The sequence below is a fragment of the Halobium salinum genome (genome assembly GCF_026586625.1).
In the GTDB taxonomy this organism is placed as follows: Archaea; Halobacteriota; Halobacteria; order Halobacteriales; family Haloferacaceae; genus Halobium; species Halobium salinum.
Genome location: NZ_JAODIW010000008.1, coordinates 655,872 through 674,752 on the forward strand (window position 1 = coordinate 655,872; position 18,881 = coordinate 674,752).

The 18,881-nt window shown below is 70.0% G+C and carries 21 protein-coding genes; 9 read left to right on the plus strand and 12 right to left on the minus strand.

The features are described from left to right. The first annotated feature begins 254 nt into the window (after positions 1-254). A complete protein-coding gene (locus N5095_RS15485; protein WP_267623899.1) occupies positions 255-695 on the plus strand; it encodes a protein-tyrosine phosphatase family protein in 441 nt (146 codons plus the stop codon). Between the two features lie 66 nt (positions 696-761). On the opposite strand, the gene N5095_RS15490 is transcribed toward N5095_RS15485, so the two are convergent. Then, positions 762-1,754, minus strand: a complete 993-nt coding sequence (locus N5095_RS15490; protein WP_267623901.1) for an aminopeptidase — start codon at positions 1,752-1,754, stop codon at positions 762-764. A gap of 232 nt (positions 1,755-1,986) precedes the next feature. On the opposite strand from N5095_RS15490, the gene N5095_RS15495 reads away from it, so the two are divergent. Then, the gene (locus N5095_RS15495) at positions 1,987-3,045 is read left to right on the plus strand and encodes a type II glyceraldehyde-3-phosphate dehydrogenase (RefSeq protein ID WP_267623902.1); all 1,059 of its coding nucleotides are present in this window, start codon (positions 1,987-1,989) and stop codon (positions 3,043-3,045) included. Positions 3,046-3,168: 123 nt separating this feature from the next. Here the strand turns inward: N5095_RS15495 and N5095_RS15500 are convergent, their stop codons facing one another. The 4 genes from N5095_RS15500 to gap form a co-directional block, all read right to left on the minus strand. After that, the gene (locus tag N5095_RS15500; RefSeq protein WP_267623903.1) at positions 3,169-3,657 is read right to left on the minus strand and encodes a metallophosphoesterase; all 489 of its coding nucleotides are present in this window, start codon (positions 3,655-3,657) and stop codon (positions 3,169-3,171) included. 57 nt (positions 3,658-3,714) lie between these two features. Next, positions 3,715-4,944, minus strand: coding sequence for a phosphoglycerate kinase (locus N5095_RS15505; RefSeq protein ID WP_267623905.1), 1,230 nt, complete (start codon positions 4,942-4,944; stop codon positions 3,715-3,717). Positions 4,945-5,028: 84 nt separating this feature from the next. Then, a complete protein-coding gene (locus tag N5095_RS15510) occupies positions 5,029-5,862 on the minus strand; it encodes a class I SAM-dependent methyltransferase (protein WP_267623906.1) in 834 nt (277 codons plus the stop codon). Positions 5,863-6,074: 212 nt separating this feature from the next. Then, positions 6,075-7,124 carry a type I glyceraldehyde-3-phosphate dehydrogenase gene (gene gap / locus N5095_RS15515; protein ID WP_267623907.1) on the minus strand — a complete coding sequence of 350 codons (1,050 nt, stop codon included), beginning with the start codon at positions 7,122-7,124 and terminating at the stop codon, positions 6,075-6,077. Between the two features lie 212 nt (positions 7,125-7,336). Between gap and N5095_RS15520 the strand changes: the two genes are divergently transcribed. Next, positions 7,337-7,708: an Hsp20/alpha crystallin family protein gene (locus tag N5095_RS15520; RefSeq protein WP_267623908.1), complete on the plus strand. Its 372-nt coding sequence runs from the start codon at positions 7,337-7,339 to the stop codon at positions 7,706-7,708. A gap of 171 nt (positions 7,709-7,879) precedes the next feature. Here the strand turns inward: N5095_RS15520 and N5095_RS15525 are convergent, their stop codons facing one another. Both N5095_RS15525 and N5095_RS15530 read right to left on the minus strand, forming a co-directional pair. Continuing rightward, the gene (locus tag N5095_RS15525) at positions 7,880-8,326 is read right to left on the minus strand and encodes a DoxX family protein (protein ID WP_267623909.1); all 447 of its coding nucleotides are present in this window, start codon (positions 8,324-8,326) and stop codon (positions 7,880-7,882) included. Positions 8,327-8,397: 71 nt separating this feature from the next. Further along, entirely contained in the window at positions 8,398-9,294 is an 897-nt protein-coding gene (locus N5095_RS15530; RefSeq protein ID WP_267623911.1) for a CPBP family intramembrane glutamic endopeptidase, read from the minus strand. Between the two features lie 126 nt (positions 9,295-9,420). Here N5095_RS15530 and ubaA point away from each other — a divergent pair, with 126 nt between their 5' ends. From ubaA to N5095_RS15550, 4 genes are all read left to right on the plus strand, one after another. Continuing rightward, complete coding sequence (gene ubaA / locus N5095_RS15535) at positions 9,421-10,233, plus strand: SAMP-activating enzyme E1 (protein ID WP_267623912.1); 813 nt, start codon at positions 9,421-9,423, stop codon at positions 10,231-10,233. Between the two features lie 201 nt (positions 10,234-10,434). Beyond that, entirely contained in the window at positions 10,435-10,761 is a 327-nt protein-coding gene (locus N5095_RS15540; RefSeq protein WP_267624493.1) for a NifU family protein, read from the plus strand. Positions 10,762-11,003: 242 nt separating this feature from the next. After that, on the plus strand, positions 11,004-11,207 hold the full coding sequence (locus N5095_RS15545) for a hypothetical protein (RefSeq protein WP_267623914.1): 204 nt from the start codon (positions 11,004-11,006) through the stop codon (positions 11,205-11,207). Between the two features lie 210 nt (positions 11,208-11,417). Continuing rightward, positions 11,418-11,873 carry a PaaI family thioesterase gene (locus N5095_RS15550; protein WP_267623916.1) on the plus strand — a complete coding sequence of 152 codons (456 nt, stop codon included), beginning with the start codon at positions 11,418-11,420 and terminating at the stop codon, positions 11,871-11,873. 91 nt (positions 11,874-11,964) lie between these two features. On the opposite strand, the gene fdhF is transcribed toward N5095_RS15550, so the two are convergent. Together fdhF and N5095_RS15560 are read right to left on the minus strand one after the other, a co-directional pair. Further along, on the minus strand, positions 11,965-14,130 hold the full coding sequence (fdhF, locus tag N5095_RS15555; protein WP_267623917.1) for a formate dehydrogenase subunit alpha: 2,166 nt from the start codon (positions 14,128-14,130) through the stop codon (positions 11,965-11,967). A 50-nt stretch (positions 14,131-14,180) separates the two neighbouring features. Further along, positions 14,181-15,761 (minus strand): SLC13 family permease, encoded by a 1,581-nt coding sequence (locus tag N5095_RS15560; protein WP_267623918.1) that lies wholly within the window; start codon positions 15,759-15,761, stop codon positions 14,181-14,183. Between the two features lie 104 nt (positions 15,762-15,865). On the opposite strand from N5095_RS15560, the gene N5095_RS15565 reads away from it, so the two are divergent. Next, the gene (locus N5095_RS15565) at positions 15,866-16,174 is read left to right on the plus strand and encodes a DUF6360 family protein (RefSeq protein ID WP_267623919.1); all 309 of its coding nucleotides are present in this window, start codon (positions 15,866-15,868) and stop codon (positions 16,172-16,174) included. A 9-nt stretch (positions 16,175-16,183) separates the two neighbouring features. Here the strand turns inward: N5095_RS15565 and N5095_RS15570 are convergent, their stop codons facing one another. From N5095_RS15570 to N5095_RS15580, 3 genes are all read right to left on the minus strand, one after another. After that, positions 16,184-17,326, minus strand: coding sequence for a S1C family serine protease (locus N5095_RS15570; RefSeq protein WP_267623920.1), 1,143 nt, complete (start codon positions 17,324-17,326; stop codon positions 16,184-16,186). Between the two features lie 119 nt (positions 17,327-17,445). After that, positions 17,446-17,880: a hypothetical protein gene (locus tag N5095_RS15575; protein ID WP_267623922.1), complete on the minus strand. Its 435-nt coding sequence runs from the start codon at positions 17,878-17,880 to the stop codon at positions 17,446-17,448. A 43-nt stretch (positions 17,881-17,923) separates the two neighbouring features. Then, entirely contained in the window at positions 17,924-18,343 is a 420-nt protein-coding gene (locus N5095_RS15580; protein ID WP_267623924.1) for a DoxX family membrane protein, read from the minus strand. 148 nt (positions 18,344-18,491) lie between these two features. Here N5095_RS15580 and N5095_RS15585 point away from each other — a divergent pair, with 148 nt between their 5' ends. Further along, positions 18,492-18,878 (plus strand): winged helix-turn-helix transcriptional regulator, encoded by a 387-nt coding sequence (locus N5095_RS15585; protein WP_267623925.1) that lies wholly within the window; start codon positions 18,492-18,494, stop codon positions 18,876-18,878. Positions 18,879-18,881: the final 3 nt, after the last annotated feature.

An 18,881-nucleotide genomic window follows, 5' to 3' on the forward strand; every position in this document is an offset into this window, starting at 1 on the left:
TCGCGTGGGTGCGGGTGGGAGAGTCAGGGTGGGCGATGTTCGGCGAGGACGTGTAGGTCGATAGAACGGAACCCCACCCCGACCGCACCCTCCCCAGCCGGTTCCCTCACCCCTCGCACGACGCCGTTCGGCGACGAAACGCCTCACGGTGCGCGCCACGCGGTCGCCTCGGTACGTCGCTTATCGGACTCGTACCGGGATTTATTGTCGACGGCGGACACCCATGAGAAGTGAACTCGGGGCCGCCCTCGTCTGTGGTCCGCCCCTTCGGCTACGTCGAGGACCACCCGGTCGTCCGGCGAATCGGCGACCGGGACCTCTACCTCGGGAACGCGCACGCCGCCGATCCCGAACGATGCGGCGGGGTCGACTTCGAGCACGTCCTCACCCTCACCGACACACGGTCGGGAACGACCCACCACCACCCGCTCGTGGACGGCGAGGGCACCGAGTGGCCGGCGTTCGAGGCGGCCGTCGACACCGCCCGCGACCTCCACCGGAAGGAGGGAACGCTCCTCGTCCACTGCAAGGCCGGAATCTCGCGGAGCAGTACGGTGCTGGCGACGCTGCTGGCCGCTGAGGAGGGGACGAACTTCGCCGACGCGCTCGCGGAGGTACAGCGGGCGCGACCCCACGCGACGCCGAACCCGGCGCTCGTCGAGTTGGCGGTCTGTTACCTCGCGGCGGGCGCGTGAAACGGGGTGTAGGGCACGACTACTCCCCGGCCCGCGGCAGCGTCACTTCCTCACCGTCTCCCGGTTTCACCGGTCGACCGACGGGAGGTCTACGACCTCCCCGTCCGCGTACACCGTCGGCTCCCGGATGATGCCGTCGAGGTGCAGCGGCGCCTCCACGTCGCCGCCGATGCCGGCGTCGTCGCCGATGGCGATGTGGACCGTTCCGGCGGCCTTCTCGTCTAAGAGGACCGAGCCGACGAGTTCCGTCACGCCGACGTTCGTCCCGATACCGAGTTCGGCGAGGTTGTAGGCGGCGTCGCCGACCGACTCGGCGGCGGCCTCGACCTGCTCCCGGATGTCGTCGTCGGAAATCTCGGTCACCTGCCCGTCCTCGACCTCGAACGTGAGCTCCTGGCCCTCGTCGAGCAGGCCGTGGGGCATCATCGTCCCGTCGACGACGTACGTCCCGTCGGCGGTCTCGGGGCTCACGAACACCTCGCCGGCGGGGAGGTTCGAGAACTCGCCGTCGTTGTGTACCATCCCGGTGTCGGCCAGCCAGTCGCGGTCGCCGGCACGGAACGTGATGTCGGTGCCGGCTTCGGTCGTCACGCGAACCTCCTCGGCGTCGCCGACCTGCTCCAGCACGTCGCGGGAGTGGCCGGCGATGGCGGCGTAGTCGGCGTCGAGACCGAGCACCATCACGCGCTCGGTGATTTCGGGGAGCGTCGACCCCCGGGCGCCGGCCGCGTTGGCCTCGCTGCGGGCGCGGGTGTGACTCAGGCTCTTGGTCGTCGGCGCGAGGAAGGCGTCGACCTCCGTCATCGCCGCGGCGACGGCGGCCGGCGGCTCCTCGCCGTGCTGGTCGCCCGGCGGGTAGCGGACGATGCTCACGTCGTCGGCGACGTCGCGAGCGGCCTCGTAGAGGAACTCCCCGATACGCTCGCGCTCGTCGTCGGTGACGACGAGACAGGACTCGTCGGCCCCGAGGTTCAGACACTGGGTGATGGCGGTCTCGGCGGCGTCCGCGAGCGCCGCGTCGGGCTGTCGGTCCTCGCCGGCCTCGCCTGCGTCGGTCATACCCCTGCTGGCGGGGCGAGCGGGTTAGGTCTTGTCTTGCGCACCGTCGACCGGGCGGCCGGCGCCGGTCTGAAGGTCGGGACACCCGCCTGCTACGCCACGACGTGACGAACGTCCAGAAACTACCCCCGTTCCGAAGAACATCGGCGCGTTACTCGCCACGGAGTTAATTTCTAACCACGTAGACCCGGAATAACTATCCGTCTTCCCGTCGGAACGTCGGACGACCCACATGATCAAGGTCGGCGTAAACGGCTACGGAACCATCGGCAAGCGCGTGGCGGACGCCGTCGTCGCGCAGCCGGACATGGAACTCGTCGGCGTCGCGAAGACCCGACCGAACTTCGAGGCCGAGGCGGCGGTCCGCAAGGGGTACCCGCTGTACGCCGCCATCCCGGAGCGGTCGGACGCCTTCCGCGAGGGCGGCATCGACCTCGCCGGCGAAGTCGAGGACATGGTGATGGCGAGCGACGTGGTCGTCGACACCACCCCGTCCGGCATCGGTGCCGAGAACCGCGAACTGTACCGGCAGTACGACACGCCCGCCCTGTTCCAGGGCGGCGAAGGTGCCGACGTGGCGGACGTGAGCTTCAACGCCCGCGCCAACTACGACGCCGCCGAGGACGCGGAGTTCGTCCGCGTCGTCTCCTGTAACACGACGGGTATCTCCCGCGTCATCGCCCCGTTAGAGGAACACTTCGGCGTCGAGAAGGCCCGCGTCACGCTCATCCGCCGCGGCGGCGACCCGGGTGACTCCTCCCGTGGCCCCATCAACGACATCCTCCCCGACCCCATCACTATCCCCTCCCACCACGGGCCGGACGTCAACAGCATCTTCCCGGAGTTGAACATCGACACCCTCGGCGTGAAGGTGCCCGCGACCCTGATGCACCTCCACTCGTTCAACGTCACCCTCGAGTCCGAGCCGACGGCCGAGGAGGTCAAGGACGTGCTCAGCGACGAGTCCCGGCTGTTCCTCGTCCCCGGCACCGCCGGCATCGACGGCACCGGGAAGCTGAAGGAGTTCGCTATGGACACCGGCCGACCCCGGGGCGACCTCTGGGAGAACTGCATCTGGGAGGAGTCCGTGTCGGTGGAGGACGACGACCTCTACCTGTTCCAGTCCATCCACCAGGAGTCCGACGTGATTCCGGAGAACGTCGACGCGATTCGCGCGGTGCTCGGCCGCGAGACCCAGGAGGACAGCATGGAGCTCACCGACCAGCGGCTCGGCGTCGGCCTCGAATCCGTGTTCGACGGGATGCGAAAGCGGCTCACGCCGTACCAGTAGGCCGTCGGTCGCGTCGTCGCACCTTCGACCGAACGCGGCGACATCGACCATCCGCCGGCCCCTTCTGTTGGTTGGGCCACGAATCCAGTAGCGCCGGCGTCGAGTTCGACGTGACTTGTGAGCCTACAGCTCGTGGAACTCGACCTCGCCCGTGTCGGTGTCGAGGGTCGCGACCGAGTAGCTATCGTCCGCGCCCGGAATCGGCAGGCCACCGGGGTTGAGGTGGACGGTCCCGTCGCGCTCCTCGTGCACCCGCTGGTGGGTGTGGCCGCGGACGACGTAGTCGTAGCTCCCACAGCCGACGAGCGCGTCGACGATGGCCTCGCTCGTCCCGTGGTAGACGGCGAACTCGCGGTCGTCGAGGGTGAGCTCGCCCATCTCGCCGAGGTAGGTGCCGAACTCGTTCACGACCTCCTGAAGCGCCCACTCGCCGTCGTTGTTGCCGCGGACGGCGTAGAACTCGAAGTCGGCGTCGAACGGCGTCGCGGTGAACGGCGCGACGACGTCGCCGCAGTGAATTACGGCGTCGACGCCGGCCTCCTCGAACGTCGAGACGGCGGCGTTCGCGAGGTCCAGGTCGTCGTGGGTGTCCGAGCAGATTCCGACGAGCATGGACGGAGTTGGTCGTCGTGAGGCAAGAAACGCCGGGGTCGGGGGGCGCGAGACGGGTCAGGTGGCCATCCGGTCGGCCGCCGCCTCCAGCACCTGCACGCCGACCAGCGGCTCGCCGGTCAGCGCCCGAATGTACGCCCCGCCGGCGATGGAGACGTGCGAGAAGTCGTCCTCGTCGAGGTCGTACATCTCGATGGCGCGGGAGGTGTCGCCGCCGCCGACGACCGAGAAGCAGTCGGTGTCGGCGATGGCGTCGAGCACGCCGACCGTCCCCTTGCTGAATCGCTCGTCCTCGAACAGCCCGAGTGCCCCCTTCACGAAGACGGCCTCGGACTGCCGAATCACCTGCTCGTACTCCTCGACGGTCATCGTCCCCACGTCGAGGTACGGGCGCGTCTTCTCGTCGATGCCCGAGACGGGCTGTTCGGCGCGGCCGCCGTCCTCGGCCTCGTAGGCGAGGTCGAGCGCGAGACGGATGCTGTCGCCGTGTTCGTCGAGGAGGCCCTCGATGGTCTCCCGATTGGCGTCCCACTGGTCGTCGAAGAGGGCCATGTCGCCCACGTCCGTCCCGACGGGGTAGCCGTCGGCCCGGAGGAACAGTTCGCCGGCGATGCCGCCGAGACAGAAGGTGTCGACTCTCTCCCCCAGCGCCTCCATCACGCCGATGACGTCGGTCGCCTTCGTCCCGCCGACGACCATCGTCACGTTGCCGTCGAACTCCCGGCCGCCGATGGCAGAGTTGGCCTCGTACTCCGTCTGCATCACGCGTCCGGCGTAGGCGTCCATCACGACCGGGAACCCCACGAGCGAGGCGTGCGAGCGGTGGGCCGCCGAGTAGGCGTCGTTGACGTACGCGTCGAACTCGGGGGCGAGCGTCCGGACGAAGTCGGTCTCGGCCTTGACTTCGGGCTCCTCCTCCGGCAACTCCTCGTCGCACATCCGGGTGTTCTCGAGGAGGAGCGCCTCGCCACCGGAGAGGTTCTTTACCGCCGACAGCGCCTCCTCGCCGTACGTGTCGGCGACGAACCCTATGTCCGAGCCGACGTGTTCGGCGAGAATCTCCGCGTGCCCCTCAAGGGAGACGAAGTCGTCGTCGCCGGGACGACCCTGGTGGGCCATCAGGGCGACGGCGTGGTCGGCGGCGAGTAACTCCCGGACGGTCTCGGCGTGGCGCTCGAACCGGCGGTTGTCCTGTACCTCGCCGTCCTCTATCGGAGAGTTGAGGTCGAGGCGGACGAGGACGCGCTGTCCGTCCGCGAGGTCGTCGAGGGTTCTGAAGGTGGACATACGCGGGGCGACGCGCGGCGGGCACTTAGTGGTGCGCGCATCGAGCCGAGCGGCACCGTCGGCCGGCGGCACCGTTCGGCTCGGTCACGCCACCTGCACCACGAACACGCCGGTGTCCTTCCGAGCCTCGAAGGGACCGTCCGCAGTGCGCTCCTCGGCGACTCGCGCGAGCGCCGCCACCTCCGCTTCGCTCCGGTCGGTCATCGACGCGGCGTAGGCGACCAGCGGCTCCGGGTCGGGGACGCGGAGGCCGTTCGGATGACGCTCCACCCGCACGTCCTCGAACTGTGCCCGGAGTTCGTCGCCGGCCGATTCGAGCGTGAACCCCGCCATGGCGCTGTGGAACTCGTGGTCTTCCCCGAGCGCCTCGGTGACGTACTCGCCGAGTTCCGCGAGGTGGGAGTCGCCGTTCGTGGCCGCGTACAGCCGACCGCCGGGCCGAAGTACACGCCGAATCTCGGCGTAAGCTGTCTCCCGGTCGGGGACGTGGTACAGCATGTGGTTGGCGACCACGGCGTCGACCGAATCGTCGTCGACCGGGACGGACGCGGCGTCGACGCGGGCGAAGCGCGTGCCGGGGCGGTCCGAGCCGTCCGGGCCGTCCACCGCGTCGCGGTCGGCGTCGGCGAGCGCATCCGAGACCGCCGTACGGGTCTCCTCGACCATCCCGGCCGAGCGGTCCGTGAGCGTCAGCGTCCACGCCGCCGGCACGCGCTCGGCGTTCTCGACCCACAGGCGCCCGGTCCCGCAGCCGAGTTCGAGCACGTCGGCGTCGCTCGGGAGGTCGTAGCGCTCGAACAGCCAGCGGTGGAGGTCGGTTTCGGCGGTGCTGTAGTTCGCGTGGAGGGCGATTCGGGCGTCGAGGTTGTCGGACTCGGCGTACTGCTCGTCGAGTTCGTCGCGGTCCCAGCGGGGCACAGTCGGTGTTCGGAGTGATTAGATAAAACACTGCGGCGGTTGGCACGGCCGTTCCGTGTCGGACGGAGCAGTCACCATCGACCCCGACTCGGTATCCTCGGAAACTCCCGATGCTGGACGCGTGCGACTCGCTGCGCGCTTCGCCGCTCGCTTCGTTCAGTCGCTCGCGGCTCCGGTGCGTACGTCAAGAGTCGAAAATCGACTCGGAGCGCTTACTCGGACTTGCCGGAGACGAACGCGGCCACGTCGAGCATCCGGTTCGAGAAGCCGTACTCGTTGTCGTACCACGTCAGCACCTTCGTGAACCCGTCGCCGACGACGTTCGTCGACTCGAGGTCGACACAGGAGGAGAACGGCCAGCCGACGATGTCCGAGGAGACGACCTCGTCGTCCGTGTAGCCGAGGACGCCCGCCATCTCGCCGTCGGCGGCCTCGCGGAACGCGTCGTTTATCTCCTCGGCCGTGGGCGACCCCTCCAGCTGGACCGTGAAGTCCGTGATGGAGCCGTTCGGCACGGGGACGCGGATGGCCATCCCGTCGAGTTTCCCCTCCAGTTCGGGGAGAATCTCGGTGGCGGCCTGCGCGGCGCCCGTCGAGGTCGGGACGATGTTCTCGGCGGCGGCGCGACCGCGGCGGGTCTTCGCCTTCGGGCCGTCGATGAGGTTCTGCGAGCCGGTGTAGGCGTGGACTGTCGTGAGCTGTCCGGAGACGATGCCGAACTCGTCGTTCAGCACCTTCGCGACCGGCGTGATGGAGTTGGTCGTACAGGAGGCGTTGGAGACGATCTCCTCGCCGTCGTACTCGTCGTGGTTGACGCCGTAGACCAGTTGTTTGACGGGCTTGTCACCCTTCGGCGGGGCCGAGATGACGACCTTCTCCGCGCCGCCGTCGATGTGGGCCGCGGCGTCGTCGCGCGTGCGGAAGATGCCCGTACACTCCAGTGCCACGTCCACGTCGAGGTCGTCCCACGGGAGGTCGGCGGGGTTCTGCTCGTTGAACAGCGGGACCGACGTACCCTCGAGAGTGAGCTCCTCGCCCTCCAGTTCGACGCCCGGGAGTTCACCCTGCGTGGTGTCGTACTTCGCGAGGTACGCCATGTCCGCGGGGTCCATCACGTCGTTGATGCCGACGAGGTCGATACGAGGGTCGTCCTGCACCGCGCGGAACACGTTCCGACCGATACGACCGAAGCCGTTGAGTCCGACGCGGACGACCTCCTCCTCCGAGACGTCGCCGGCGCCGAGGTATGATTTTTCACTCATAATCGAGTTAGTGCGTACCTGAGAGTACGGCTCTCGGGGTTTAGTGGTTTCGACTACCCCTGTTGTCCGGTCGTTGTCGCCCGAACGGTTTAGCCGTTCCGCGGACGGTGAGTGCTGCCGCCCGACCCGCCGGGGCGGGGTCGACCGCCCGAACAACCGGCGATATTCACCCTGTCAGAAGGTTTTTGCCGAAGAATAGCTTACGGGCGCACATGGACAGAGACGACCGCGACGACCCCTTCCGCAACTTCTTCGACGAAATCGAACGGATGATGGGGGACGTGAGCGGCCGCCGCGGTGACCCCTCCGGGTTCGCGAGCGAGACTCACGTCGACGTGTACGACGAGGGCGCACAGGTCCGCGTCGTCGCCGACCTCCCCGGCGTGGAGAAGGACGGAATCGAACTGAAGTGCGACGGCGAACTGCTCACCATCAGCGCGGTGTCGGACCGCCGCGAGTACGACGAGCGCATCCGCCTCCCGGCCCGCGTCGACGAGCACTCCGCCTCGGCGTCGTTCAACAACGGCGTCCTCGAGGTGACGCTCGACCGATTGGAAGACTCCGCGGCCATCGACGTCGAGTAACGCGGCCTCCGACCCATCGACTTCTCGAGGTCCGTCGAAGAGGAGAGTACGGGCGTCCCTCCGTGGAAGATACAGGTTCTCTTCCGTGGAAGATACAGGTGCCCCTCCCCGGAAGAGAGTCACGCCGGACCGTTCGAAAAACCGTCAGTGCGTACCGCGGACCGTGGCCGCTCAGTTCTTCCAGGCGCGTTCGAGGAATGCGAGCGCCGCGCCCAGCATGGCGACGTTCTTGAAGAACTGGTACTTCTCGACCTGCGCCTGCTGGTCGTCGTCCATCGCCCAGAAGTCGTGCATAACCGGCGTCACGCCCGCGAGGAAGGCGACGACCGCACCGGTCGTGATGCGGGGGAGGCGCCACAGCGTCACGCCGATGCTGCCGACCAGCAGCATCCCGGTGGAGAGCGGGACGAGCTTGTCGGCCTCCTTCAGCCCCTTGGACTCGGCGTAGCCGATCTGTCCCTCCATCCCGCGGAAGTTCTCGACCGCCATGTACCCCAGCACGCCCCCGAATAGGAGCCGCCCGAGCCGGGACGGCGTGTCCCGAGTCGAACCCGCCGTCTCCGACGATGCCGCTGCGTCGTCTTCTGCAGTCTCGATTTCGACCGTGTCTTCGGACATGAGCGCTCGTTCGCCGGGAGTACACTTACCCCTCCGGGTGGGGACGGGCTTTGCCGGCTCTCGCCCGCCCGTCAGATGGCCAGCAGGGCGAGCGAGACGGCGACGAGGACGACGTGGAACGCGGCGTGGCCGACGACCGCCGCCTCCAGGCTTCGGCGCCAGTAGAGCCAGCCGAAGCCGACGCCGGCGACGGCGTTGAGGCCGACGACGACGGCGACGACCGCAGGGGTGAGCGCCGTGATAGTCGCCGCCGCGGGCAGGTGGCCGACGCCGAACAGCAGGGCGGCGACGACGATCGATGCCCACGCGACCCCCGAATCCGGGGCGCCGGTCCGGTCACCGAGTCGGCGGGCGACGGCCCACAGCGCCCACAACACGAGCGTCATGAACCCGAACCGGAGCAGGAGTTCCTCGGTGACGCCGCCGTACAGGAGGCGGAAGGGGAGGCTCCCGACGAGCGCCGCGGCCGCTCCGGTCGAATCGGTGGGCACGGTCGGCGTCAATCCGCCCAGGAACGGCCGGGAGAGCAGGTCGATACCGGCGACGACGGCGAACGTCAGCGCCCCGACGCCGGCCGCGAGTGGGACCTCCTCGCGGAGCCGCCGCTCGGGAGCGGTCCCGCCGCCGACCCACGCGAGCAGGTGTGAACGGAGGCCGACGCGTGGAGTGAGCGCGACGCCGACCGCGACCGCGACCGCCAGCAGGAGCGCGGAGTTGAGGACGGCGGCGACGGCGAGGAGCGCCGGGTCCACGCCGGGGACGGTCGGGAGCCCGACGACGCCCGGAATCACGCCGGCGACGGCGAGTCCGAGGGCGACGACGCCCGTCAGGCCGAGGGCGTACATCGCGCCGAAGCGTTTCAGGAAGCCGGCGGCTCGGGAGCCGCGACTCCCTCGGTCCTCGCGGGACCCGGTGTCGTGAGTCGAGCGGTCCTCGGACTGCCCGCTATCCGTGGAGTAGGAGTTCATCGACGGGGATGACGCTCGCCGAGGGGATAACGTCCGCGTGACACGAGGGGTCAGACCGAGCGACCGGCGGTCGGGTCGAGGGACGGTGACCGTGCGCTTATAGCCGCGCGTCCGGAAGGACAACCCATGAGCGGCCTCTCGCTCGACGCCACGCAACTCGACCGCTACTCCCGGCACATCATCATGGACGAGGTGGGGCCGGAGGGACAGAAACGCCTGCTCGACGGGCGCGTCCTCGTCGTCGGTGCCGGCGGACTCGGCGCCCCGGTCGTCCAGTACCTCGCCGCCGCCGGCGTCGGGGAACTGGTCGTCGTCGACGACGACGTCGTCGAGCGCTCGAACCTCCAGCGACAGGTCATCCACGCCGACGCCGACGTGGGGGTGCCGAAGGCCGAGAGCGCGAAGGCGTTCGTCGAGCGGCTCAACCCCGACGTGACCGTCGAGGCCCACGAGACCCGTCTCGACCGGGAGAACGCCGAGTCGCTCGTCGCCGACTGCGACGCCGTCGTCGACGCCTCCGACAACTTCCGGACGCGCTATCTGGTCAACGACGTAGCACGGTTGGCCGGCGTGCCGGTCGCCCACGGCGCCATCTACAAGTTCGAGGGGCAGGCGACGACGCTCGTCCCTGGTGGCCCCTGCTACCGCTGTCTGTTCCCCGAGGCGCCGGAACCGGGGGAGGTGCCCGACTGTGCGACGACCGGCGTGCTCGGAGTCCTCCCGGGCGTCCTCGGCACGATTCAGGCCACCGAGGCCGTGAAGCTCCTGCTCGGCGCCGGCGACCCGCTCTCGGGGCGCCTGCTGTTCTACGATGCCCTCGAGATGAGCTTCGAGACGGTTCCCTACCGGCAGAACCCCGACTGTCCGGTCTGTGGCGACGACCCCATCGACTCGATAGAGCGGGTCGAGTACACGGGCGGCTGTGGCATCGCCGACTGAGGCGGGCCAACGAGCGACAGATAGGTCGCGACACGACGACCGGGCGGCTAACGCCGTGTGGGGTCAGAACTGAAGAACAACCATTACAATTCGGTGTTTCGGTGACGGAGCGGAGCATCGGTACAGAATTACCGACTGTTCGGGTTTAGGTCGTCCAAATAGCTCAGATTTATTATGATTCCGTCCCTCGTTGCGGACGGGATGAGCGCCCGAAACCTCGAACGACAGACGCGGAGTTTCCTGAGCAACGAGGTCCCGCAGATTCAACAGCACGGCGGCTCCTTCGAGATTCGCGACGTGGACGAGGAGAACGGACGCGTCACCGTCGCCATCGGCGGCGCCTGCTCCGGCTGTGGCATCGCCCCGATGACGATGAAGGCGATTCGCCGCCGGCTCCCGGAAGAGGTCGACGACCTCGCCGAGGTTGAGGTCGTGCGGGCCGGCGGCCCGCGTGCGGCCGTGATGCCCTCCGTCACCGACGAGATGGAGGACATGGAGGAGTACGAGGACTACGACCCGCCGTTCTGAGCCGCGGCCGGACCCGACTCGGGTCACCCTCCCGCGTTCGAGGCGTCTCTTCGAGAACCCCGTGGCGAGCACCGACTACCCTGCGGAAGGCGTGTCGAGCGAGTTGCGATAGCTACTGCGACGTTCGACGGGCGGGAGGAGGTGCGAGGGTCGTCACCTCACCCTCGCCTTCGTCTGTTAAGACCGACTTGAAATAGCAGGCAGAGGGGGAATGCTCTGCGGCCGACCGATGTCCACACGCAATGGGGCAGTACGCGTACACCTGCGTGGACTGTCGGTGGGCGGTCGCCTTCGACGGTGGATGCGAACAGTCGGTCCTCGATGCGGCGCTCGGCCACTTCGAACAGACGGGCCACACCGTCGAGCGGGCCGACGAGGACGCGGCCGACGCAGTCAACGCGACGACCGAAGCGAAGACGCCGGTCGACGACACCGCCGACAGCTGAACACCCGGCGACTGGACGGTCGGTGACGGCGACGGCCAGGGACGACCGGCAACGACGACGACGGGCGACGACCGGCGACCAGCGACGACGGACGGCCGGGGACGACGGACGACACGGTCGACGGCGGACGACGCGGAGCGACCGAGTACCGGCCGGCCGTCGCCACGGCGACTCGACAGCTTTTCGGGTGGTCCCACCCTCTCGTCGGCGATGAGTCTCGCCGAGCTTCTCTCCGCGATGCCCTACGCCGAGCACCTCGGTATCGAGGTCACTGTCGCCGAGGACGGCTACGCGGAGGGCCACCTCAGCCTCGCAGACGAACACTCCTCCGTCCCCGGTCGGCGGGTCGGCCACGGCGGCGTCGCGTACTCGCTCGCCGACACCGTCGCCGGTGCGGCCGTCATCTCGCTTCACTACGCCGCCACGCCGACCGTCGACATGCGCATGGACTACCTCGCGCCCGTCACCGACGACCTCCACGCCGAGGCCGAGGTGGTCCGCGACGGCGGGAGCGTCAGCGTCGCCGACGTGACCCTCACCGACGCCGCCGGGACCCGCGTCGCGGAGGCTCGCGGCGTATTCAAGACCGGCGGCGGCGACGACGACTCCCCGTGGGGTGACGGCCCCGGTGAACTGGACACCGCGTTCGCGGACGAGGGGGAGTGAGACGGCGGCCGACGGACGAGAGCGACTCGCCAGCGCCGCCAAGGGCGAACTGCTTCGCACCGAGCGTTGGCGGAACCGCTTCTGAAGCGGGTCACGCGTCTCGGTTCGGAGCGGAATCCGACCCCTCCGACGCCACCCGAACGTGGACCGCCGAGTGTTTGTACTCCGGAATCTTCGCGGTCGGGTCGAGCGCGTCGCCCGTCAGCCGGTTCGCCAGCGGCTCCGCGAAGTGGAACGTACAGAAGACGGTCCCGCGTCGGACCGCCGGCGTCACTTCGGCGGCGACCTCGACGCGACCGCGGTCGTTCTCGACGACGAGGCGGTCGCCGTCGGCGACCCCTCGCTCCGCCGCGTCCTCGGGGTGAATCTGCAGCGAGTCCTCCCCGCGGAGCCTCGTGAGGACGCCCGAGCGGCGGGTGACGGCGCCGCTGTTGAAGTGTTGGAGCACCCGGCCGGTGGTGAGCACGAGTTGAGTCTCCTCGACCTCGTCGGCGGGGTCGACGTGGTCCACGGGTTCGAGTCGGGCGCGACGCTCCCCGTTCGCGAACGTTTCGGCGTGGAGCACGCCCGTCCCCTCCGTCGCCCCCTCCGGGAACGGCCAGCGTTGGCTCGCGGCACCGATGCCGGCGTAGCTCACCCCCGCGTAGATGGGGGCGACCCGCCGGAGTTCGTCGAACGCGGCCTCCGGGTCGGGGTAGTCGAACCCCGGTGTAGCGAGGTCGGCGGCGACGCCCGTCTCCGCCGCGAGGCGTCGAGCGACCTCGGTCAGCACGTCGAAGTCGCGGCGGGCGTCGCCCGGCGGGTCAGCCGAAGGTCGCGAGCGCTGAATCTGCCGGTCCGTGTTCGTCACCGTCCCGTCCTTCTCCGCGAACGCGGAGCCGGGGAGCACCACGTCGGCGTACTCCGTCGTCTCCGAGGGGTAGATGTCGTGGACGACGAGGAAAACGTCGTCGAGCGCGTCGGCGACCCGGTTCGCGTTCGGCTCGGTGACCGCCGGGTTCTCGCCGAAGACGTACGCCGCGCGCACCTCGTCGCCGAAGCGGTGGGTCAGTTCGACCTCCGTCAGTCCGGGTTCGGCGGGCGGGGAGACCCCCCACACGTCGGCGACGGCGGCGCGGGCGTCGCGGTCCGTCACGGGGCGGTAGCCGGGGAGGACGTTCGGGAGCGCCCCCACGTCGCCGGCGCCCTGGACGTTGTTCTGACCGCGCAGGGGGTTGACGCCCGCTCCCCGCTTCCCGACGTTCCCCGTCAGCAGTGCGAGGTTCAGCAGGGCGTGGACGTTCGCCGTCCCGCAGTGGTGCTGGCTCGTCCCCATCCCGGTGAACGCGGCCGCGCGGTCGGCGCCGCCGTACAGTCGCGCGGCGGCCCGGAGGTCGGCCGGGTCGACGCCGGCCCGCTCGGCCGCCGCGTCGACGTCGAACCCGTCGAGGTGCGCCCGGAGGGCGTCGAGGCTGTCGGCGTCGATGCGAGCGTCGAGGAACGCGTCGCCTTCGAGGCCCTCATCGAGGACGACGGCGCACATCGCGTTCAGGAGCGGGATGTCGTACCCGGGGCGGACCGGGAGATGCACGTCGGCGTGGCGCGCCGTGGCGGTCTCGCGGGGGTCGACGACCACGAGGTCGGTGCCGCGTTTCAGCGCCGGGTAGAGGTAGGAGGAGAAGATGACCGGGTGCTGTTCGGCGGGGTTGGCCCCCCAGACGAGAAAGCAGTCGGCCTCGCCCACGTCGTCGAGCGTGTTCGTCATCGCGCCCGCGCCGAAGCGGCCGGCCATCGCGGCGACCGTCGAGGCGTGACAGAGCCGGGCGCAGTTGTCGACGTTGTTGGTGCCGAGCACTCGCGCCAGCTTCCCGAGCACGTAGTTCTCCTCGTTCGTGCAGTTCGAGGAGGCGAAGAAGGCGAGCGCGTCCGGGCCGAACTCGTCGCGGACGCCGGCGAACTCGTCGACGACGCGGGAGAGCGCCTCGTCCCACGACGCCTCGCGGAGGCCGCCGCCCGGCGCGTCGCGGACCATGGGAGCCGTCAGCCGCTCGTCGTCGCCGACCACGTCGTAGGCGGCGACCCCCTTCGGACAGAGTTCGCCGCGGCGGTTCACCGCGCCCTTCGCGCCGACACCGACCCCACGGCGCTCGTCGTACCGGAGCGCACAGCCGACGCCGCAGAAGGGACAGACAGCGTGGTCGGGGGCGGACGCCGGGGCCGGGTCGACGTCGTCGCCGGTCGAGTCGGTGTCGTCGCCGGTCAAGTCGTCCGAGGCCATGTGACCCGTATACACGGCGACTGGCTAATCGGTACCGGCGCGGGCGGCGGCTACGTCACGAACGTCAGCCCGGCGGCGAACAGCCCGTAGAGGAGCGTGGTCGTGACGACGGCCATGAGCGCGTCGAGGAGGAGCCCGGCCCGGAGCATCTCCCGGCGGGTCACCGCGCCGGTGCCGAAGACGACGGCGTTCGGGGGTGTGGCGACCGGGAGCGCGAACCCGTAGCTCGCGGCGACCGCGCTGGCGACCGCGAGCGTCGCCCCCGCGACCTCGGGTGCGAGCCCGTACGCCGGCCCGCGGGCGACGCCGATTGCGACGAGGACCGGTGCGAGCACCGCGACCGTGGCCGTGTTCGAGGCGAGTTCCGAGAGCAGGACGGTGAGGACGACGACGGCGAACAGCAGTGCGAACAGGGGAACCCCGGCGAGCGTGTCGAACACCGCCCCGGCGAGCCACTCGGTCGCACCGGTCGAGCCGAGCGCGTCGGCGAGCGAGATGCCGCCGCCGAACAGCAGGAGGGTGTTCCAGTCGATGCCGGCCACGTCGTCGGCGTCGGAGACGCCGAGCAGGACCAGCGCCGGCACCGCGAGCACGGCGACGACCGCGAAGTAGAGCACGCCCTGGTGGTCGCCGGCGCCGAGGAGGCTCGGTCCCGGCCCGCCGAACAGCGTGACGTAGAGAGGCCCCGGGAGGACGTTCTCGAACAGGAAGCCGACCCCGCCGAGCAGCCACAGCACCGCGACGGCGACGAACACCGACGCGGCCCGACGACCGCCCGGCCCGAGCGGCGGACGGTCGGTGGTCGAGACCGACGGCGTGGAAGCGTTCGACCCTCCCGACGACGGCGGGTGGAGTCGAACGAGGAGGAGCCACGCGAGCGGGAGCGTGACGGCGACGAGCGGGAGACCGAGCGCCGCCCACTCCAGGAAGGTGACGCTGACGCCGAGTTGAGCGTCGAGGGCGGCGACGACGATGGCGTTCGGCGGCGTGCCGACGAGCGTTCCCAGCCCGCCGATACTCGCGGCGTAGGCCACCCCGAGCAGCGTCGCGGTTCGGAGGGACGACGGCGGCGTCTCGGCCGCGTCACCGGCGTCAGCGTCGGTCGAAGGCGCGGGAGCGGGGTCGGCGACGCCGACCGCGTCGGCCCCGGCCCCCTCTACCTCTCGCACCAGTCCGAGCGCGACGGGGACCATCATCGCCGCCGTGGCGGTGTTCGAGACGACCATCGAGAGGAGCGCGGTGGCGAGCATGACGCCGAGGACGAGCCGACGCGGCGACGTGCCGACGGTCGCGACGAGCGCGAGCGCGACCCGACGGTCGACGCCGTGGCGCGACAGCGCGTCCGCGAGGACGAACGTCCCCAGGAAGAGGAAGATGACGGGGTCGGCAAAGCCCGACAGCGCCGCCTCGAACTCGGAAACGACGCCGAGGGCGACGAGCCAGACGGGGACGAGCAGACCGGTGACCGATAGGGGGAGCCCGCCTGACACCCACAACGTCCCCGCGAAGGCGGCCGTCGCCAACGCGTACTGTCCCTCGACGGAGAGACCCTGAGGTGCCGGGAGCGCGGCGACGAGGAGCGCGAGGGCGGTCGCGAGGGCGACCAGCCCGGCGTCACGTCGACCGGTCATCACGTCCTCGAAGCGGGCGCCGTGAGCGAAAGCCTACCGGTCGGTTCACCGGGGACGACGGCGACGACGACAGCCATTTGCGCCCGCACCCCCCACGGACACGCATGCCCGACCGACTGCTGAAAATCAACGCGTACACCACCTTCGACATGCTCGACGGGACGGCGAGAGGCCACGAGTTCGAGGAGTCGGCGTTCGCGGTGCTCAACGTCACCGCGCCGCGGAAGAACCCACAGGACGTGACCCTGGAGCTCGAACTCGACAACACCGGACTCGACCACCTGCCGGCCCACGCAGACCGGGTGACCCTGTCGGCCGAGCAGGCGCGGACGCTCGCCGCCGAGTTGGAGAAGTACGCCGGGCGCGTCGAGGCGGCGCAAGCGAGCGCCGAGAGCGACGGCGAGACCGAGTAATCACCGTACTCAGAGCGCCGGGAGCGCCCCGGCCTCGACCTCGACGTCCCGACGTTCCCCGTCCCGGAGCACCGTGAGCGTCACCGTCTCGCCCGGCGTCGTCTGCAGTTCGAGGTACTCCGAGAACTCCTGTCGGGTCGACACCTGCTCGCCGCCGACGGCGAGAATCACGTCGCCGCCGACGGGCACCTCGAACCCGGCGACCTGCTCGGTGCCGGTGGCGGGTTGGAGCGTTCCGGCCGCGGGCGACCCCTCGGCGACGCGGGCGACGAGCAGGCCGCGGGTTCGGTCCAACCCGTTCGCCTCGGCGACCACGTCCGTCACGGGGAGGAGGGTAAGGCCGAGCGTCGGATGGCTGTAGCGCCCCTCGTCGACGAGGGCGGCGACGACCTTTCGAGTCAGCGGGGCGGAGATGGCGAAGGCGATGTTCTCGCCGCCGCCGGAGTTGACGACGCCGAGGACGGTGCCGTCGAGGCCGACGAGGGGGCCGCCGCTGTTGCCGGGGTTGACCGCCGCGTCGGTCTGAATCCCGTTCGGGATTCGGTAGTCGCTCTCCGCGGGGCTCGGCACGAGACGGTCGACGCCGCTGACGACACCGGTCGTGAGCGAGCCCTGTAGACCGTAGGGACTGCCGACGACGGCCACTTTGGTGCCGACCGGCGGCTCCGACTCGGCGAGGTCGAGCGGGTCGGCGTAGTCAGGCTTCGAGCCGACGCGGACGACCCCGAGGTCGGCTCGGGGGTCGGTGCCGACTACTCGCCCCCGGACCGACTCCCCCTGACTGAACTGCACGCTGACGGCGTCCGCACCGGCGATGACGTGGTGGTTCGTCACGACGTGCTCGCCGTCGTACAGCCAACCGGACCCCTGCGACCCCTCCGGCGTCCGCAGGAGGACGATCGAGCCGACCACCGACTCGTAGAGCTGCGTGTACACGTCCTCCTCGCCCGCGGTCGCGTCCGCGGCCGACGTTCGGTTCCCCTCGGTCGCGGCGGCGCTCGTCGTCGCGTTCTCGCTGCCGGTTCCGGTCGCGTTCGCCGACGACCCGTTCGTTCCCGAACCGCTGGTGCCGCCACAGCCGGCGACGCCGACGGCGAGCGCCGTCCCCACCCCGCCGAGAAGCCGCCGTCTCGAGATGTGTCGCTCCGACATATCACCGAGTTGGGCCGCGCGTCGGAAAGGGGTACTCACCGATACCCCCCGAACGTTGCCGCGAGGGCGGCGGCGGGTCGGCGGCGTCGCGACGCTCGTGTCCGCGTCGCCGACGCGTTCTACCCGTCCACGGCGTCGTGGCGGTCGAACCCGTCGGCCCGGGCCCGCCACTCCCGCTGTTGGGCCCGCTCGCTGACGTGGGTCCGGCCGTCCGCGAGGTCGTCGCGGACGGACGCCTCGAACGCCGTAATCGGGTCGAGGAAGTCGCGCTCGAACGCCTCGACGACCTCGTAGCTCCAGCGGTCGTCGACGATGCCGGCCGGGAGGTGTCGGTCGCGGAGTCGGTCGGCGAGTTCGTCGTGGCCGGCCGCTCTGAGGCTCGCCTCGGCGGCGTGGAACCGGTCCATCGCGTGACCCACCCGGTGGTGGAAGTCGAGGAGCGACCCGTACGCCCGGTAGACGTGTTCGATGCCGAGTTGACAGTGGTGGAGGGCGTCCCGTTGTTCGGCAGTGAGGTCGACGCCGTCGGGAGGGGTGGTCGGCTCGTCGGTCATGCAGGACAGTTCGAGCGGCGAGGAGAAAGCGGTTGTCGGGGGGTTACCAGACGCCGACGTTCAGCGCGTACGCCCACTGGGTGCCGCCGAGGGCGAGCAGGGCGAGCGCGGCGCCGGCCAGCGCGACGTTCTTCAGGAACTGCGTCATCTCGGTCTGCTGTTGGTCCTCGGGGACGGCCCAGAAGTCGTGAAACACCAGCGCGGAGACCACCAGGAAGACGGCGAGCGCCCCCGCCGCGAGGACGGGGAAGACGCCGAAGACGAGGCCCAGCCCGCCGAGAACGAGGAGCACGCCGGAGCCGACGACGCCGAGGCGCGGTGCGGGAAGCCCCTTCGCCTCCGCGTATCCCGTCATCGCGTCGGTGTTCGTGAAGTGGTTGAGCCCGGTGAACGCGAGGACGCCGCCGAACAGCAGGCGTGCGAGCAGCAGGAGCTCCGAGGCGAGGGGCGCTTCGAGCGCCATCAGGCGGTCACCTCCGCGGCCGCGGCTCCCGGACTAGGTGGCGAGTCGACACGTGCTTCGGTTTCGTACTCTGGTTGCATCGTGTTACTTGGTTCGTTCCGGAACCCATATAGCCGTTCGGCGACAGTGATAGCACCAGGTGACACCGATGCCAGTAGACGCAGGCGGCGACGACGGGCCCTGCTCGGTCGTCGACTCGCTGACACAGATCGGCTCGCAGTGGCGACTCGTCGTGCTCCACGACCTGCAGGACGGGGAGAAGCGCTTCAACGAACTGAAGCGCTCGACCGGCGCGAGCTCGCGGACGCTCTCGCGCGTGCTCGACGACCTGCAGGAACTCGGCTTCGTCGACCGCCGGATGGAGGAGGACGCCCCGGTGGCGACGTACTACTCGCTCACGCCGAAGGGCGGGTCGCTCTGTCCGGTGTTCGACGAAATCGAGCGGTGGGCGGACGAATGGCTGGAGGTCGGTGTCGAGGCGGACGGCGAGGGCGGGGCCGACGCGGACGCGACGGCACCCGAGACCGCCGACTGAGGG